A 16619-nucleotide genomic window follows, 5' to 3' on the forward strand; every position below is an offset into this window, starting at 1 on the left:
GAATACCTAAAATCCGTTCGAGAACCCGGTGTTGCGACGACCGGTTGAATCCGCCTTGCGAGCCGCGATCCGAGTGGCAAATCAAGCTGCCATCGCGCTCGGGTTGGCGCTCGTAGAGCGCTTGCTCCAAGGCATCGAGCACGAAGTCCGTGCGCATCGAACTGCTGACCCGCCAGCCCACGATGCGCCGGGCGAACACATCGATCACGAAGGCCACGTACAGCCAGCCCTGCCACGTGGACACGTAGGTGAAATCGCTGACCCACAGTTGGTTCGGACGCTGCGCGCGGAACTGGCGGTTGACCCGATCCAGCGGGCATGGTGCTCTGGCATCGCTGATCGTGGTCTTCATCACCTTGCCGCGCATCACGCCTCGCAGTCCCAGGCGCCGCATCAGCCGCTCGACTGTGCAGCGGGCCACAGCCGTGCCTTCGCGTGCCAGTTGCCTCCAGACCTTGTCAGCGCCATAGACCTGCATGTTGGCCTGCCAGACGCGCTGTATCGCCGGCATGAGGGCATCGTCGCGTTGCGCCCTGGCGCAGCGTCTGTGCGGCTCGCGCAGCAACGCGGCGTGTCGCCGATAGCCCGACGGGGCGACCTGCAAGACCTTGCAGATCGGCTCGACCCCGAAGGTGTCGCGATGCTTGTCGATGAAGTCCTTCAGGACTTCAGCCGGCGGTCGAGCTCCGCCTGGGCGAAAAACGCGCTCGCCAGCTTCAGGATCTCATTGGCCCTGCGCAGCTCCTTGACCTCGCGCTCGAGCTCCTTCATCCGCTGCGCCTCGCTGGTCGTCACGCCTTCGCGAACGCCGTTGTCGACCTCGTCGCGCTTGACCCACTCGTGCAGCGTCTGCGGCACGCAGCCGATCTTCGGTGCAATCGATTCGATCGCAGCCCATAACGATGGGTACTCCCCACGGTGCTCCTGCACCATCCTCACCGCGCGCTCACGCACCTCGGGTGAGAACTTGTTCGACTTCTTCATGGCTCAATCCTCTCAGAGTGTTGAGCCTCCACAAAATCCGGGGCGATTCAAAGAGCCGCTGATAACCAATGAGGTGGACGTTAGATGTATGTCGGCAGAAGGTACGTGGCAGTTCGTCAAGCTCCACGGCGAAAGGAGCATTTGTATGAAGTAACCAAGCTTGGAGTCGAACCTATCTCTCAGAACGCACGGCCGCACGGTCTTGTTCCACTTGCCTCATTTGTCGCACATCCAAAAATGAATAGATCATCGCTTTCGCTCGCCCTTCTCGGCCTGATGGGCTCTGCCCACGCGCAGTCCGAACAGGCTCTCGCACAGGCCAAGAATTGCATGGCCTGCCACTCTGTGCAAGCCAAGGTGGTTGGTCCTTCCTTCAAAGACATTGCTGCCAAATACAAGGACGACAGGGGATCAATGGACCAACTCGCAATAAAGGTACTCAAGGGCGCTGGCGGAACTTGGGGCACCGTCCCCATGCCGGCCAACCCGCAAGTCAGCGAGTCTGAGGCGCGCAGACTTGCGACCTGGATCCTCTCGCTCAAATAGAGTCGGATACTGCGGCTGCCAAGTGGTCGCTTTTGGCGGGTCTGGTGCAATCCCGGCTGTTGTGTAGGCTACCTCGCTTTGTGAACCATGGACAGGTCGATGGCGAAGAGGGTTCAAAGCATGGTGAACCGCTCCGCATTTGAGCTGGCACCTAAGAGTTGGACGAACTTCAAGGAGGTCTATGAGACTGCGGGATTGAGCAGAGCGTGCTCAAGCGCTGGGTCAGTCAGAAGCACGGCGGCGTGCTCGACATGCGGCCGGACAAGCCGCTGCGCAGCGAGTCAGCATCTGAGGCCGAGCGCCTGCAACGAGAGCTTCTCCGAGTCACGACGAAGCGCGACTTTCTGAAAAAAGCGCTCGGCTACTTTGCAAAGGACTCATAGTGAAGTACACCTTCATCGTTCGCCATCGCGGCGTGTGGCCCACACGGGTCATGTGCCGGGTGATGAGCCTTTCGGCCCGCAGGTTCTACGAATGGTTCGGCCAAGCGCCGAGCGAGCGCGACCAGACCGACGCGCGCCTTACACGCAGCATCTGCGAGAGCTTCGATCTCAGCGATCGCACTTATGGCAGTCCACGCGTACGAGGCGACCTTGGAGCGGCTGGTGAGCATTGTGGTGTCACCGGGTTGCGCGGCTGATGAAGGCGTCGAACCTGCAGGCCCGTCGTAAGCGCCGCAGGCTGCCTGGAGCCCGGACTTCCTCGTTATGGTGGAAGGGGGCAGGTCAACCAGCCCAAGCGGCCCGCGCGCACTACGCCGCGCGCACCCGTTCGGGGGTGAATGGCATGTGCCGCAACCGGCGCCCTGTGAGCTTGTGGAAGGCGGACGCGATGGCTGGCGCCACGAGCGGGGTCGTCATCTGACCGGCGCCGGTTGGCGCGGTGTCCGTCGAGATTACCTCGCAATGAATAGGGGGTACGTCGCGCATGCGCGGGACAAGATAGTCGTAGAAGTTGGACTGTTGAACGACGCCGTCCTGCAGCGTGATGCGCTCGGACAGTGCCAGGCCCAATCCATAGACGATCGAGCCGGTGCTTTGCGCGATGACATTGCCAGGCTGCACGGGGATGCCGCAATCCAGCGTTGCCCAGATGTTCTTCACGACAAGTCCGTTGCCGGAATCGACGGCCACTTCGGCCACCAGTGCGATCTCAGTTCCGGCATAGTTGAGGTAAGCAAGTCCCAAGCCCGGCGGTGCGCCGGCGGTGCCGTATTTCGAGCGTGCCACCACATCCTCGATGACCGCCCGAGCGCGGGGCGCCTTGGCAAGCAGTTGAAGGCGCAGGGCTACCGGATCCATCTTCAGGTGCTCGGCCACCTCGTCCAGCAACCCTTCGTTGGCGAACGTGGTGGGGCCGTAGCCGACGCCGCGCAAGGGCGAGGTGCGCACGCCTGTCTTCTGCGCCAGGTGTTCCGCGCCCCGGTTTGGGATGTCATAGGTCTTCAGTTCGGAGCCCAGGATGGCGATGGCGTCGTTGCCACCGTTCAGCTTGTAGCGGACAGGGTCCATGAAGGGCATGACCTCGTCGCACGCTATGCGGTGGTGCCAGGCGGTCAGGCGTCGTGAGTCATCCAAGCCCGCTCGCAGTACGTGCACCGACATCGGTCGGAAGCGGCCATTCTTCACATCGTCTTCGCGGGTCCAGATGCACTTGACGGGCCGGCCCACGGCCTTGGACAGGAGGACGCCGTCGATCACGAATTCCATGTCGCGATTGCCGCGACGCCCGAACGCCCCGCCCATGAGCATCGAGTGCAGTGTCACGGCTTGCGGCGCAATGCCCAAGGCCTCGGCGACCGCCTTTACCGCCATCGTCTGCGACTGCGTCCCCGCCCAGACTTCGCATTTCGATCCGTTGGCGGACACTGAAGCCACCACGTTCAACGGTTCCATCTGCCCGTGGTAGGCGTAGTCGCAGCGGTACTCCCGTTGAAGGACCATGGCCGCACTGGCCAAGGCGGCAATGGCGTTGCCCGCCTGATCCTTGGTCCAGGGCTTTCCCGCGGTCGCCAGGTCTGCCGCCTGCTTCGCGTATGCGTCCATCTGGGTGCCGCTGTCCAACCCCCAGGCCCGCCCCTCGCGCCGCCACTTGATCTTCAGTGAATCGCGAGCCTTTGTGGCCGTCCAGGGCTTGTCCGCGATCACCCCGACACCGAACGGCAGGCGCACGACATCAACCACGCCTTTCATCTTGCGCGCAGCCCTGTCGTCCACCTCGAGCGGGCCGGATCCCTCGACCGGGGATCGCGAGATGGCAGCGTATAGCATGCTTGGCAGCTGGACGTCGATACTGTACTGTGCGGTTCCGTTGACCTTAGACGGTACGTCCACCCGCCCGACGTCCTTGCGCCCGATCAGCCTGAATGCGGAAGGCGACTTCAGTTGTTCGGGTTTGATCTCGGGCGCTGTCGTGGGCAGCTCGAGGAACTCCACGATATCGCCATAGCCGATGCGGCGGCTGCCGTCGCGCAGAAGCACGAAACCGGGCTCCGTTCTGAGTTCGGACAGCGGCACGCCCCAGCGGCGGGCCACATTGTCGAGGAGGACGTGTCGAACCTGTGCCCCGAATTTCCTCAGGTGCAAGAAATAGCCCCAAACGGCCGCCGAACCCGCGGTGTATTGCAGCTGCAATCGCAGGGGGTTGCCGTAGATCGCGTCGCTCGCCGGTGCCGGCAGGATGACCACTCGCTCCCAGTCGGCGTCCATTTCCTCGGCAATCATCACCGGCAGTGACGTCAAGCTTCCCTGTCCCATTTCCGTGGCCGGCGACTGAATGAAGACGCGCCCATCGCGAGCGAGGCTGACGTAGGCATTCACGGTCTTGGCCGGCGCGCCGGTTTTGCTCGATGCATCCTGCTCGAGGTTTGCCGCCAGCGCCGCCGGAATGTCGGCAATGGACGCAAAGGTCAAACCCGCGGCGCCTTGCATGAACTGGCGGCGACGGACGCCGCAATGCGCCAAAGGCAATTGGGCACTCATCACGCGCCCCTCTCGATCACGCGCTCGATGGCGCGGACGACCTGGGGATAGGTCCCGCAACGACAAATATGGGCGCTCATGTGGTCGACGATCTCGCCCCGAGACGGCTTGGGCGTTTTCGCGAGCAGAGCCGCGGCGCTCATGATCTGCCCAGACTGGCAGTAGCCGCACTGCGGAACCTGCTCCTCGATCCAGGCTACCTGCAGCGGGTGGGGCTTGCCCGCGGACAGGCCTTCGATCGTCGTGATCGCCCGGCCCTTGACCTCCGAAATCGGCACTTGACAGGAGAACATGCGCTCTCCGTCGAGATGTACCGTGCATGCGCCGCACATGCCCGCGCCGCAGCCGAACTTGGTTCCCGTGAGCTTCAACTCCTCGCGAAGCACCCAGAGCAGGCGCACGTCCGACGGTACGTCGACGCGTACCGTGCGGCCATTGATTTTGAGACTGATCGCCATCTGATTTTCCTTCGTGATTGGGGGTCTAGAAGCGGTGAGTGACGCCCATTTGCAGGCCGCTGGAGGACCGCCCGGCAACCCCGCTTGGCGAGCCAGCGGCCGCGAAGCTGGCAGCCCATTTGTTCTTGGTGGTCGAGTAGGTGGTGACGGATGATTGAGAAAGTGCAGGCAGACCAGGCATCAGCATGGACAGTGAAATTGCGATTCGTTTCAATGGGTCTCCTGTAGTTCTTCGTAGTGATCGTCGACGTTTCGGACTACGGGGCTCGGGGCCAAGTACCGTGCGGTCTACGGCTGCGAGTCTCTCGGAGAGAAGAGCGCTACACCAGATAGCAGTGTCGTCCTAGCGATTCCTGTTGGTGATCACCGCTTCAATCAGGGTTCCTCGGAATCCATCAACACAAATGCAATTCGGCACGGTACCTTGCCTCGGTTAATCCAAGCGTGATTGGTCGCCTGTTGGACGACGAAGTCGCCTGCCTTCAGAAGAACCTCTGTTTCGTCGAGCATCATGGAAATCTCACCCGACAGAACGATGGCGTAGTCGACCGTGCGAGTGCGGTGCATCAACGGATGCCTGGATGGACGGCCTTTGGCCGGCACATCCGCACCAACCATGTTCATGATGGTATTGAGATCGAGCTTGTCGATTCCGGGCGCTACCGGTGGGAATTCGACAACGCGGAGCGAAGTGCCTCCTTTGGGCGGGCTGAATCCCTTGATCAGTTTCGCTCTATCCTCGGTCCACGAAAAATCGGCAGGACTTTTCTCCGTCGCCCAGAGATCAAGGTTGGAATTCGGGGGGCGCGGTCTCGACAGCATGAGCTTGTCGTCGAACATCACCACGGCTCTTCCGCTTTCGTCGAGCTTGGTCACGACGCGGCGTATCGCATTTGATTCCTGCGACTGTGCGGACGGCGGTGTCTGCGAAAATGCGATTGCCTGTGCCAAACCAATGGCGGTCAACAGGACTGCTTTTCCAAATTGAACTTTAAGAACCCGACGCATATTTGTCTCGCCCATGAATTTTTGATCAGATGCGGATTGCAGGACCAAGTCTGTTGGAGAGTTGAGCGTTACACCAGATAGCAGTGTCGTCCTTGCGATTCCTTCTGGTGATCACTATTCATGGCGCTTGGCCAACCAGTCGCGACCGGCAACGTCAAGCCCGTGGGCAGCACTCGTGACCTGGAGCATGAGCCTTTGCCGCCCAAGCCTTCGCTTTACGACGTAATCCTCGACAGCTTCATCAAGTTGCCGGCCAGGACCTGTTCTTTTACGGCGTTGTTGAGGAGCGGAGCGTTCAGCACCACGTCCACCTTTACCGGCCAGTTGAACGGGTTGTCCGTGCCGTAGACGATCTGGCTGGCGCCGCCACGAGGTGGTGAAGGCCTTCTTGTCGTGTCAGTACGGATCTGCGAGCGCAGGTATTCGCGCCGCCGCTTCATGTTCGCGCAGTTGGCGTAGCCGCGGACGTCGTATGCGACGTCGGTCCGCTGGAAGTAGGAGGGGAGGGGAGCTGTCCGCGTGCGAGGCGCACATCTTGAGGCGCGCATGATGATCGAAGACGCCGTCGAAGAGCCCTTCATTTTGCGTGGCGCACACCGCGCGGGCAAGGCTGCGATCCTTGATCTCGTATCACCAGAAGCCGGTGCTGCTCAGCGCCTGGGTATCGAGGCCCTGGCTCGTCCATCGCGGCGAGCCGGTCGTCGAGCTTCGCCGGATCCTCGTACGGGGGTTCCCACCGCCTGAGTCCTAGCGATTTTCTCGAAGAAGCCTCTCCGCTCGGAGTTGGACGGCGCCGCGGCTCATTCCGGCTTCAACAGGATTTTTCCAGAAGCCATCCCACTTTCGAACAGCACATGCGCGCGCCGCACTTCGCTGAGCGGTATGCACTCGAAGATCGGCGGGCTGATCTTTCTCGCTTCGAGCAGCGGAATCAGCTCGTCCATCGCCGCGCGCCGCAATGCGGGCGCCTTGTCCAGACTATGCATCGAGAAGAAGCGTAATCCGATGGACGCGCCGCTGCGTTTACGCATTGTCTGAACACTCAGGTCACCAACGGGCCCGGCCAGGGTTCCGTAGCTCACCACCGTGCCGAAGTTGGCAAGCAGGTCGAAGTTGAGGTGAAAGTCGTTTCCGCCCACGGGATCGAGGATGAGGTCGACGCCTTTGCCGCCGGTCAGGTCGAACACGGCCCCCTTGAGATCACGATGCTGGCCCCGATCGATGCAGTGGTCGGCGCCTTGCTGCAGCACAAAATCCGCGCGCGCCTTGCCGTTGGCGATGCCAATGACGGTATGGCCTGCAAGTTTGGCGAGTTGCGTGATTGCGGTGCCAACGCCACCGGCGGCAGCCCACACCAGGACCGTGTCGTAAACGGCGCCGGGCACTGCGCTGCGCAGCAGGTGCCAGGCCACCTGGTAGTTGCACAAGCACGCCGCGGCATCCAGGTCGACGCCCTCGGGCAGTTTGTAGACTGCGTTGGCCGAGGCCTTTACGAACTCCGCATAACAGCCGCCGCGCACCGGCAATTCGCGCGCGGTGACGAAAACCTTATCGCCGATGGCCAACCTGGTCACGCCCTCACCGATGGCCGCGATGCGACCTGCCATTTCGATGCCCGGCACCGCAGGCAAGGGCGGCATCCACGGATACGTGCCTTTGCGAACGGATATCTCGGGGTTGCCGACGCCGATGAATTCCGACTTGACCACCACTTCGCCGGGGCCGGCGGTGGGGGTCGGAATGTCAACGTAGTTCAGAACTTCAGGACCACCGGTCTCAAACAGTTGGACAGCTTTCAATCACGACTCCTTTTTTTGGGCGTTGGCGGGCAGGACCATCAATCCTTGAGAACGATGTTCTTTTCCTTGATGACCCTGGCCCACTTCTCCTGGTCTGCGCGTACGCCGGACTCCGCTTCTGCAGATTCTTCATTGATGATGCGCAGCGATTGCGCGCGCGCAAATTCGACCATCTCTGTTGTGCGTAGTGCCGACTGCAGACTATGGTGCAGCTTGTTGATCACCTCGACTGGCGTGCCCTTGGGCGCAAACAGACCTTGCCACACACTGGCGGTCAGGCCCGGATAGCCCGCTTCGATGGCAGTGGGCACGTTCGGAGATCCGGCATCGCGGTTGGGCGACAGCGCCGCGATCAGACGGATCCTGCCATCGGCCACGAATGCTGCGACTCCTTCTTCCGACATACAGCCCACATCCGTTTCATTGCTCAGCAAGGCCTGCTTGGCTGCCCTGGTGCTGTTGTACGGAATCACGCGCAGCGAGACACCGGCGGCCGACGAGAAGGCTTCGCAGGCGAGGTGTGAGATTGACCCGACCCCCGGTGTTGCCTGCGTCAGGCCACCGCTTTTTTGCTTTGCTTCTTCAACCAATTGCTGCAGGTTCCTGGCTTTGTTTCCCGAGCCGGTCATGATGAACAATGGGTAGTCCACGGCGCGCGCAACGGGGCTGAAGTCCTTGACCGCGTCGAAGGGCACCGGGTTTTGCAGCATCGCGCTGGTTACCAGCGTGCTGACACCCGTAAACAATAAGGTATAGCCATCGGGCTTGGACCTTTGAACCGCCTTCGACCCGATCAGCCCGGTTGCGCCGGCCCTGTTGGAAATGATCACCGGCTGCTTCAGGCTGTCTTGCATGCTCCTGGCCAGTACCCGCGCAACCATGTCGGAAGTGCCGCCTGCCGCCATCGGGACCACAATCGTGATCGGACCTGCCGGGTAAGCAGGTTGGGCATGCAGGCTCGTCGTCAGGGCCTGGGCTAGCACGACCACGGCCAGCCATTTGTCCGATCTCGTCATGAGTTCGTTCTCGTCATGTGTTACTTGCCACTGGCAGGAAGACCTGGCGCGCGAACCAAAGCACCGAGGCCACGCTGATCAGCTGCTCGTTGCCGTCGAATAGCGAAGACAGCACGCCGCCAGCTGCGCGGAAGTCGATCTCCTTCAAGCGCGCGGAGCGCTGTGGGCCGGAGATGACATCGATGCATTGGTCGTATCGATAGATGCGGTGGAAGCCGGATTTGGCGGCTGAATAAGTCCGAGCTTCGGCCTGCTCGCGCTGTACCGCACCGGGCAGGTACTCGATGTCCAGCGATGCGGAGATGCCGTCGTCAGATCGAAACTTCCAGGTGGCGCTTTCTGTGCGCGTGCCGCCAATACTCGAAACGGACTTGCGCTCAACAAGCGCAGTGGCTTTTGCATTGACCTCATAAGGTCCTTTGCCGCCCGTGGACAGGCCGGTGAACAGCAGCGTGGCCTTCGTCGCGGGGTCGGCCTTGCGCATCGGTATCGAGAACAGTACGTATCGGATCGGCTCTTGCGCGCTGGCACCTGGCACGCTGGCCTGCAATTGGTCGACGAAAGTCACGCGCAGATTTGCATCGCCCAGTGGGCCGGGTGCCGGCGAATCCAACTCCCAACCGGGCGGCAGCATGTCGTGCAGCAGTTTCGGTGCGACATAAAAACTCAGGATTGTCCTTACGTCGACGCCGGATCCGACCAGCTTTTCGAGGGAGGGTGATGCGTCCGAAGGCGCTTGGGAAAAGGGTCGCATAGGGTCTTTGACTGGCCCGAAAAGTATTCATCACAACAGGCACACGCCCATCGGTTTGGCAAGGTGCCCGATTTCTGAACGCGACACAACCTGGCCGTCAGCTAAACCCAATCTCCGTCAATTCGCGGATCAGTGCATCTTTGGACTCGCCTTTCAATTGCGACAAAGGCGGCTTGACCGTTTGCCATGCTGGCTGACGGTAACGCAGCGACAGGAAATGCTTCATCGCGGAAATCATCGGCCGCGACTGGAACACCTTGCGGATCTCGGTGGCCGACCGTTGCGCAGACTCGGCTGCAGCAGCATCCCTGGCAGCGCCGTCGATGACGGCACGGATCCCGCGAGCATTGACATTGGCGGTAGCGCTGATGCAGCCGGCGCCACCCAGCGCCAGTGTCTGGCTCAGGAATATCTCGCTCGCGCAGAACACGTCGAAGCCCTGCGGCGCAAAGCGCTCCAGCATGCGGGACGTGTTGGCCCAGTCCCCCGAAGAGTCCTTCAGACCGGCGATGCATTCCGGGTAGTGCTGCAGCAGTGCGTCGATCAGTCCCTCGGTGATCGGGACCTGGGTGTATTGCGGGATGTTGTACAGATACAGCGCCACTGAAGCGCCGCCGAGCCTATCGATGACGGTGCCGTAATACTGCAACAGACCGGCCTGATCTACCTCTTTGTAAAAGAATGGCGGCAGCACAAGCACACTGCGCACGCCTAGGGAAATGGCATGGCTGGTCAGCGCGACGGTTTCCTCGATGGAGCAGCATCCAGTGCCCGGCATCAGGCGGTCTGCAGGGATACCAGCTTGCAACAGTTGCTCGAGCGCCGCCATGCGTTCGCACGGTGAGATCGATGCGGCCTCGGAATTGGTGCCGAACACGGCAAGCCCCGCGCCGTCGGCAACAAGTGCCTTGCAATGCGCGATGAACAGGCCGTAGTCGATTCCGAAATCGGGGTTGAACGGGGTGACCACCGGGGCCAGTACCCCTCGAAGTCGCGCTTTATTGCTGTTGCTCTGGTTCATTGGATTCTCGTTGGGATTGCGCAAATTGTGCTGTTGGGTGCACGGTATCGGGCAGACCCCAGTTTTGTCGCGGTGATCACTGAACAGGTTGGCCGGTTGTCCGCGGCTCGATAACGATCAACGGGACAGGAAGCACATCTATGCAGCACTGGCGGTTATCGCTATGGTCTTTCGACCTCAAATCAACTACGCCATGCAGTCCGAATACTTTCCCAGTCAAATGCCCATTCCCGCCGATGCCCTCGAACGCCCTGCTTGGACGCTGCCGGTCGGCGCTTGCGATGCGCACATGCACGTCTTCGGCCCCCCCGCGCGATACCCGGCCGATGCCGCCGCCCGCTACACGTGTCCGCCTGCATCGCTGGCGGACTACCGGCGGGTGGTAGCCGTCCTGGGGTTGCAACGCGCGGTGTTCGTGCAGCCCAGCTTCTACGGCACGGACAATCTGTGCCTGCTGGATGCGCTGGCGCAAACGCCCAACGCACGTGGCGTCGTGATGATTGGTGCCGGCGTGTCGTTGGCACAGTTGAGCGAGTGGCATGCGGTCGGAGTGCGTGGCCTTCGCGTCGACCTCTTCAGGCTGGCGGCAATTGGGCGCACGCTGGAGGAGATCAAGGTCGAGGTGCTTGCCAAATGCGAGTTGGCGGCGCGGTTGGGCTGGAGTGTGGACTTATACGTGCCGGGCGGCATCGCCTGCGGGTTGGCCGATTCGTTCGGTGCGCTGCCTTGTCCCCTTTCTTTCGCCCATATGGGCTACCTGGGCGTGGACCAGGTGCCCGATGCGCAATGCGCGGCGTTCCTGGACGCCGTGGAGAGTGGGCCGGTGTGGTTCAAGTTGTCGGGCCTGTACCGCTACGGACCGGGGCGGGGCCAGGCGAGGGCAGAGTATCTCGCCAAACAATTGATCGCGCGGGTTCCCCAACGCCTGTTGTGGGGCTCAGATTGGCCGCACGTGATGGACAAGCCGCAGGATCCCGGCGCGATTTTGAATGCGCTGTATCAACACTGCGGTGGCGATGCCCGCCTGCTCGCGCGTATCCTGGTAGACAACCCGGCGATGCTGTACGGCTGGTGAGTCGCCGTTGCCTCGGTGAGGCCGCCTCCGTTTTGTTTTCAGCCTGCGTTGCGGGTGCTTTCAGCGCTGCCTTGTTGCGCTGCGGCGCGCCTGATCAAATCGCAGAAGTGTTCGGCTGCAGGTGTCAGCGGCAGCGCGGTGCGCGTGATCATCACCATCGCTGGCGCGTCCAGTTCCTCCTTGATAGGGATTCGCACGAGACGCCCCACGTAAGGTGCGAATTCCAGCACCTGGCGCGGCGCGACCATGAGCATGTCCGTGTTCAGAAGAAAGATCAGCTGGCTGTGAATGCTTCCAGCAAACGTGATACGCGCCGGCAATTTGGCGTGGTATTGCTTGAATAGCGCGGCAAAGCTGCTGTTGACAGTTGCCGTGCTGGAGACGATCCAATGCGCGTCGACCAAGTCGTGCAAGGACCCCGCGCCTGAGTGAAGATTGCCGCTGCGGCCAACGACATAACGCCGGTTGGTGAATAGCGATTCGACCTGGTACTCCGTCGAGATCTTCGATTCTGGCGAAACCCCGATGTAAGCGTCGATTGCGCCGGTGCGCATCTGGGCTTCGACGCTGTGAAACCCCAGAGACTCAAGCACCGTGAGCTTGATCTCAGGGTACCTCAAGCTAAATGGCGCGATGACCGAAGGCAACAAGGCCATGTGCGGCACCGTCGACAGGCTGACGGTCACCCGGCCGACGCCAGCACCGCGGTGCTGGCTGATTTCTTCCTGCGCGCGCTCCAGCTCGCCGGCCGCAGCGCGAGCACGCTGCACGAACAGCGCGCCCATCGGCGTGAGCACGGCGCCCCGCTTGTGGCGCTCGAACAGCGGCACGTCCAGTTCTTTCTCCAGCTGGCGAACGCTCTTGGTGATTGCGGATTGGGCGATGTTCAGGTGCCTGGCCGCTGCGCGCAGGCCGCCGAGGTCGGCCACCGCGATGACATCCCTAAGTTGATGTAGTTTCAAGTGATATCCGAGAGTGATCGAGCGAATAGCTTTGACATCTAGTGGATGTCTATTGTGGAGACAAGAATAGCCACGGTCAACGGCACACCGATAACACCAATATTTAGGGGACAGACCCACATGACAAACCAAACTCGTATCTCGCGGCGACTGATCGTTCAAAACGCGTTTCTGACCGCATTGTTCGGCTGCATGCCTGGCTTGGCTTCGGCGCAGACCGGGCGTCTGGTGAAAGTGCTGGTCCCCACCAGCGCCGGCAGCAGCGCCGACATTGGCGCACGCGCCGCCAGTGTGGCAGCGCAAAAGGTCCTGGGCCGCCCGCTCATTATTGAGAACAAGGTTGGCGCTGGCGGCAGCATTGCCGCAGCGGCACTGGCAGCCGCCGAACCTAATGGCGACACGATCGGCGTCTTCGGTAACTCGTTTCTGCTGTTCCCCGTCGAATTCCCGCAGCACAAGTTCGATCCGATGCAGGACGTCATTCCCGTGGCAATGGTCAGCCGCGGTGCGAACGTGCTGGTGGTGGACGCGTCGTCGCCTTACCAGTCGCTGGCAGACATCGTCAAGAAAGCCGCGGCCGCACCGGGCACGGTGTCGTATGCCTCTGCAGGACTCGGGTCGAGCACCTTCCACTCGGCTGAGCGCGTGCGCACGGCGGCAAATCTGGAGCTGATCCATGTGCCATTCAAGGGATCGCCTGAATCTCTCAATCAAGTTCTTGGCGGCCGGATCGATTTCGCGTTTGCGCCAGTGTCGGTGGCCGGACCGTTCATCCAGAGCGGTCGTCTCCGGGCGTTGGCGGTAAGCACGTCCAAACGCAGCAGCATGCTGCCGCAAGTGCCGACCACGGCCGAGACGGTGCCCAACTCGAGCTACGAATCCTGGCTTGCAGTGCTGGTGCCAGCAAAGACGCCGCTCGCTTTTCAGCAGGAGCTGAACAAGGCCTACAGCACGGCGATGCAAACGGCGGAGATCAAGAAAGTATTCACCACCCTGGGCGTGGAGCCCGAGGTCATGCAACTCGATGAAGTGAAAGCCTTCGTCCGTAAGGAGTATGCCCTGGTGATGACAGATGCCCACCCTTCCAAACCGCGATGAACTGAGTTGCTCGCTTCGGCCTTCAAACCCCTCTTTCCACCATAGTTCGACACTCTTATGCCTATCAAACTTCAACGCCTTGGCCACCTGTTGATCGCCGTTCGCGATCTGGAGGTATCTAAAAAGTTTTACATGGATCTGCTGGGATTCAAGCTGCTCGAACAAGACCCCGAGCATGGCGGCGTGTTCCTGTCGATTGGCGAATACGGCAACACGCTCGACATCTTTCCGAGCGATGACCCTTCCGCATCGCCGCCCAGCTCAGGCGTCGAAGGGGCGATGCTTGGCCTGGGGGTCAAGCACTTCGCATTTGCCGTCGAAACGGAAGAACAGCTCAAGGAGGCTTACTTTGAGCTGCAAAACGCCGGCGTGAAGATCATGCGTGCGCTCGACCATGGCAGCCAGCGAAGCGTGTATTTCCTGGACCCCGATGGAAACCAGGTCGAGATCGTTTGGGAGCGCCCCAATGCGCGCCAACTTTTCTCGGAAGGCCGCCACGACAGTGACGAGCCTCTCAGCTACCAGCGCTAGTTTTTTCATTCACCAACATCAGGCACGCAGCATGGCATTCGCGAAAGTCAACGGCATCGATCTCTATTACGAAGTGCACGGCGAGGGGCCCCCGCTGGTGTTGTCGCACGGCATTGGCAGCAACCACTTGCACTGGTGGCAACAGGTTCCGGCGTTGTCGCAGCACTTCCAGGTGATCACGTTCGATCACCGCGGCTTTGGGTTCTCGAAGGACACCAACAATCTTGGCCCAGCGGCTTTCATCGACGATCTAGAAGGTTTGATTGACCATCTGGCCATCAAGAAGGCCGCCCTTGCCGGCCAGTCGATGGGCGGGGTGACGATCGGCGGATTCGCGTCACGCCATCCGGAGCGGGTGACGGCGTTGATTCTCAGTTGCAGCGGCGGCGGTTTTTTCCCCGTGCCGCACGCCGATGCCTTCAAACAGGCGATGGCCAACGTCAAGAACTACGCGGAGTTCTCGACGCTCTCCATCGAGCAGGACGGCTTTCCGCAGCGGCATCCCGTGCTGCGCTTCCTCTTCGAATCACTGGCGCAGCTGAATCACCAGTTCGACATGAAGCGCCTGCCCGAGCTGCGCGCTCACAAGTTCGATCTGGACGCCATCGTCGGCGCCAAGACTCCCGTGCTGCTGATCGGGGGCGAGGATGACAACGGCGCCAACAGTGCGCTGGAGAAAATCCGCGAAGCCGTGCCAGGCTCCAAGTTTCACATCATCCCCAACGCCGGCCACCTGTTGTTCTTCGAAGCGCCGGACGCCTACAACAAACTCGTGCTGGATTTCTTGATGAAGTGAGTTCTCCTCAAGGGAACCTGACACAAACGCATCACAAAAAAAAACAGGAGACAACGTGAAGCCCAATCCCCATGAATGCCAGTGCGGCAGACTGAAACGCTCAATGCTCGGCATGCTCGCCCTCGGCTCGGCCGGGGCGGCGTGCGCGCAGTCATCCGTCACGATCTTCGGTGTCGTCGATGCCTCGATCAGCCAGTACGCCAGCAAGTCGGAAGATCGGAACTTCGCAACGCCGGCATCGCCGTTCTACGTCAACCAGGGCTCGCGCACCGTGAGCCGAAGGACGCTGGCGAACTCGGCATACAACAACAGCCGCCTGGGCTTCCGCGGCACCGAGGATCTGGGCGGCGGACTTGCAGCCGGCTTCTGGCTCGAAAGCCCCATCACCAACGACGACGGCGCAACCGGCCTCGCCAACTTCAGTCGGCGTTCGACCGTGAGCCTCATGGGCGGCTTTGGCGAAATTCGCCTGGGGCGCGACTTCACACCCACCTTCTGGAACGACACGGTGTTCGACCCCTATGGCGCAGTCGGTGTCGGCGCCAACCTGATCTCCGCAGCCAGCCTTTTCAACACCACTGGCGGTGCCGGTGGTTTCGGCGGCAATGCCAACTACCTGCGTGCGAACAACTCGATCGGCTACTTCCTGCCACCCAATCTGGGTGGGTTCTATGGGCAGGTCATGTACGCGCTGCACGAGAACAACAGCTACGACCCGGGCACCGCCACGCCGCCGGGCGTGAACCCGCTCACCGGCCAGGTCAGCACCGGCGCCGTCGCAAGCCGCCGCACCGGCCGCTACGTGGGGGGGCGCGTCGGCTATCTCAACGGTTCCCTGGACATCGCACTCGCCTATGGCAGCAGCACGGCGGGGGACGACTATTTCGCGGGCACCACCGACAACGTGAGGACGCTCAACCTGGGCGCCTCGTACGACTTCGGCATCGTCAAGCTGTTTGGCGAACTGTCCCGCGTGAGCAAGACGCGGGACTACGCCACCGCGCCGCTCTTTCCGTTGCCGGACACCGACCTCAAGGGCTACCTGATCGGTGCGACCATTCCGGTGGGACCTGGCCTCATCCGCGCCACCTATTCACGCGTCAGTTACGACACTGACGCGGCGCCCACGGTCTTGGTGCCGTTGCCCGATCCTAAAACCGGCAAGCTCAGCCTCGGCTATGTGCACAATCTTTCCAGGCGTACGGCGCTGTATGCGACCTTCGCCCGCGTCAGCAACAAGAACGGTGCTGCCCTGACAGTGGGCGGTGCGTCGTTCATCAGCGCCGGTGTGTTCACGCCGAAGACCTCGACGGGCTACGATTTCGGTATCCGCCACGCGTTCTAGCCCGCCGCGGGCGCCGCGAGGACGAAGCCGACGAAGCCTTGCGCCGGCGTGCGAGAGCGAACGCCGGCGCGCTGCACGAGCGAGACCTCGTGATCGATGCGGGGCGTCTCCGCGCGGTGCCAGCCGATGCGCGCGTGGTCGGCCAGCTTCACCGCATAGCCAGGGGAATCGCAATGCCGAGCCCCGCGTCCGCCATGCCGATGAGCGGGCAGGCATAGTTGGCCTCCCGCGCGCGCTTGAGCGTC

At 61.6% G+C, this 16619-nt stretch carries 17 protein-coding genes, 2 pseudogenes and 1 other annotated feature; of the genes and pseudogenes, 7 read left to right on the forward strand and 12 right to left on the reverse strand.

Going from position 1 to position 16619, the window contains the following annotated elements:
- A pseudogene (locus QRN67_RS00800) lies at positions 1-984 on the reverse strand (IS3 family transposase); the annotation flags it as partial.
- Positions 590-706: a sequence feature (AL1L pseudoknot), on the reverse strand. It overlaps the preceding pseudogene by 117 nt.
- 105 nt (positions 985-1089) lie before the next feature.
- On the opposite strand from QRN67_RS00800, the gene QRN67_RS00805 reads away from it, so the two are divergent.
- Together QRN67_RS00805 and QRN67_RS33285 are read left to right on the forward strand one after the other, a co-directional pair.
- Positions 1090-1530, forward strand: coding sequence for a c-type cytochrome (locus QRN67_RS00805; RefSeq protein ID WP_503010802.1), 441 nt, complete (start codon positions 1090-1092; stop codon positions 1528-1530).
- Positions 1531-1715: 185 nt separating this feature from the next.
- Positions 1716-2238, forward strand: a pseudogene (locus QRN67_RS33285) (IS3 family transposase); the annotation flags it as partial.
- A gap of 44 nt (positions 2239-2282) precedes the next feature.
- Here QRN67_RS33285 and QRN67_RS00820 read toward each other — a convergent pair.
- The 9 genes from QRN67_RS00820 to QRN67_RS00860 form a co-directional block, all read right to left on the reverse strand.
- On the reverse strand, positions 2283-4511 hold the full coding sequence (locus QRN67_RS00820) for a xanthine dehydrogenase family protein molybdopterin-binding subunit (protein ID WP_285409845.1): 2229 nt from the start codon (positions 4509-4511) through the stop codon (positions 2283-2285).
- The gene (locus tag QRN67_RS00825; RefSeq protein WP_285409846.1) at positions 4511-4969 is read right to left on the reverse strand and encodes a (2Fe-2S)-binding protein; all 459 of its coding nucleotides are present in this window, start codon (positions 4967-4969) and stop codon (positions 4511-4513) included. The genes QRN67_RS00820 and QRN67_RS00825 overlap by 1 nt, the downstream gene beginning before the upstream one ends.
- 25 nt (positions 4970-4994) lie before the next feature.
- A complete protein-coding gene (locus QRN67_RS00830; RefSeq protein ID WP_285409848.1) occupies positions 4995-5183 on the reverse strand; it encodes a hypothetical protein in 189 nt (62 codons plus the stop codon).
- Between the two features lie 161 nt (positions 5184-5344).
- The gene (locus QRN67_RS00835) at positions 5345-6025 is read right to left on the reverse strand and encodes a cupin domain-containing protein (protein WP_285409849.1); all 681 of its coding nucleotides are present in this window, start codon (positions 6023-6025) and stop codon (positions 5345-5347) included.
- 167 nt (positions 6026-6192) lie between these two features.
- Positions 6193-6558: a hypothetical protein gene (locus QRN67_RS00840; RefSeq protein ID WP_285409851.1), complete on the reverse strand. Its 366-nt coding sequence runs from the start codon at positions 6556-6558 to the stop codon at positions 6193-6195.
- 219 nt (positions 6559-6777) lie between these two features.
- Positions 6778-7776, reverse strand: a complete 999-nt coding sequence (locus QRN67_RS00845; RefSeq protein ID WP_285409852.1) for a quinone oxidoreductase family protein — start codon at positions 7774-7776, stop codon at positions 6778-6780.
- A 38-nt stretch (positions 7777-7814) separates the two neighbouring features.
- Positions 7815-8792, reverse strand: a complete 978-nt coding sequence (locus QRN67_RS00850; RefSeq protein WP_285409854.1) for a Bug family tripartite tricarboxylate transporter substrate binding protein — start codon at positions 8790-8792, stop codon at positions 7815-7817.
- 13 nt (positions 8793-8805) lie between these two features.
- A complete protein-coding gene (locus tag QRN67_RS00855) occupies positions 8806-9546 on the reverse strand; it encodes a hypothetical protein (protein WP_285409855.1) in 741 nt (246 codons plus the stop codon).
- Between the two features lie 97 nt (positions 9547-9643).
- The gene (locus QRN67_RS00860) at positions 9644-10567 is read right to left on the reverse strand and encodes a dihydrodipicolinate synthase family protein (protein WP_285409856.1); all 924 of its coding nucleotides are present in this window, start codon (positions 10565-10567) and stop codon (positions 9644-9646) included.
- A 193-nt stretch (positions 10568-10760) separates the two neighbouring features.
- Here QRN67_RS00860 and QRN67_RS00865 point away from each other — a divergent pair, with 193 nt between their 5' ends.
- Positions 10761-11642: an amidohydrolase family protein gene (locus QRN67_RS00865; protein WP_285409858.1), complete on the forward strand. Its 882-nt coding sequence runs from the start codon at positions 10761-10763 to the stop codon at positions 11640-11642.
- A gap of 38 nt (positions 11643-11680) precedes the next feature.
- Here QRN67_RS00865 and QRN67_RS00870 read toward each other — a convergent pair whose 3' ends face one another.
- Entirely contained in the window at positions 11681-12604 is a 924-nt protein-coding gene (locus QRN67_RS00870) for a LysR family transcriptional regulator (protein WP_285409860.1), read from the reverse strand.
- Between the two features lie 120 nt (positions 12605-12724).
- Between QRN67_RS00870 and QRN67_RS00875 the strand changes: the two genes are divergently transcribed.
- The 4 genes from QRN67_RS00875 (at position 12725) to QRN67_RS00890 (ending at position 16374) form a co-directional block, all read left to right on the forward strand.
- The gene (locus tag QRN67_RS00875) at positions 12725-13702 is read left to right on the forward strand and encodes a tripartite tricarboxylate transporter substrate binding protein (protein WP_285409862.1); all 978 of its coding nucleotides are present in this window, start codon (positions 12725-12727) and stop codon (positions 13700-13702) included.
- A gap of 57 nt (positions 13703-13759) precedes the next feature.
- Positions 13760-14233: a VOC family protein gene (locus QRN67_RS00880; RefSeq protein ID WP_285409864.1), complete on the forward strand. Its 474-nt coding sequence runs from the start codon at positions 13760-13762 to the stop codon at positions 14231-14233.
- Between the two features lie 31 nt (positions 14234-14264).
- A complete protein-coding gene (locus tag QRN67_RS00885) occupies positions 14265-15029 on the forward strand; it encodes an alpha/beta fold hydrolase (protein ID WP_285409866.1) in 765 nt (254 codons plus the stop codon).
- A 91-nt stretch (positions 15030-15120) separates the two neighbouring features.
- The gene (locus tag QRN67_RS00890; protein ID WP_285410143.1) at positions 15121-16374 is read left to right on the forward strand and encodes a porin; all 1254 of its coding nucleotides are present in this window, start codon (positions 15121-15123) and stop codon (positions 16372-16374) included.
- On the opposite strand, the gene QRN67_RS00895 is transcribed toward QRN67_RS00890, so the two are convergent.
- On the reverse strand, positions 16371-16526 hold the full coding sequence (locus QRN67_RS00895) for a hypothetical protein (RefSeq protein ID WP_285409868.1): 156 nt from the start codon (positions 16524-16526) through the stop codon (positions 16371-16373). The two genes, QRN67_RS00890 and QRN67_RS00895, sit on opposite strands and share 4 nt — an antisense overlap.
- Positions 16527-16619: the final 93 nt, after the last annotated feature.

Source organism: Variovorax sp. efr-133-TYG-130 (assembly GCF_030208835.1).
In the GTDB taxonomy this organism is placed as follows: Bacteria; Pseudomonadota; Gammaproteobacteria; order Burkholderiales; family Burkholderiaceae_C; genus Variovorax.

Bases quoted from the DNA above. Each gene is read 5' to 3' on its own strand.
- QRN67_RS00820 (WP_285409845.1), bottom strand. From the start codon at position 4,511: ATGAGTGCCCAATTGCCTTTGGCGCATTGCGGCGTCCGTCGCCGCCAG.
- QRN67_RS00825 (WP_285409846.1), bottom strand. From the start codon at position 4,969: ATGGCGATCAGTCTCAAAATCAATGGCCGCACGGTACGCGTCGACGTA.
- QRN67_RS00840 (WP_285409851.1), bottom strand. From the start codon at position 6,558: ATGAAGGGCTCTTCGACGGCGTCTTCGATCATCATGCGCGCCTCAAGA.
- QRN67_RS00850 (WP_285409854.1), bottom strand. From the start codon at position 8,792: ATGACGAGATCGGACAAATGGCTGGCCGTGGTCGTGCTAGCCCAGGCC.
- QRN67_RS00855 (WP_285409855.1), bottom strand. From the start codon at position 9,546: ATGCGACCCTTTTCCCAAGCGCCTTCGGACGCATCACCCTCCCTCGAA.
- QRN67_RS00860 (WP_285409856.1), bottom strand. From the start codon at position 10,567: ATGAACCAGAGCAACAGCAATAAAGCGCGACTTCGAGGGGTACTGGCC.
- QRN67_RS00865 (WP_285409858.1), top strand. From the start codon at position 10,761: ATGCAGTCCGAATACTTTCCCAGTCAAATGCCCATTCCCGCCGATGCC.
- QRN67_RS00875 (WP_285409862.1), top strand. From the start codon at position 12,725: ATGACAAACCAAACTCGTATCTCGCGGCGACTGATCGTTCAAAACGCG.
- QRN67_RS00880 (WP_285409864.1), top strand. From the start codon at position 13,760: ATGCCTATCAAACTTCAACGCCTTGGCCACCTGTTGATCGCCGTTCGC.
- QRN67_RS00885 (WP_285409866.1), top strand. From the start codon at position 14,265: ATGGCATTCGCGAAAGTCAACGGCATCGATCTCTATTACGAAGTGCAC.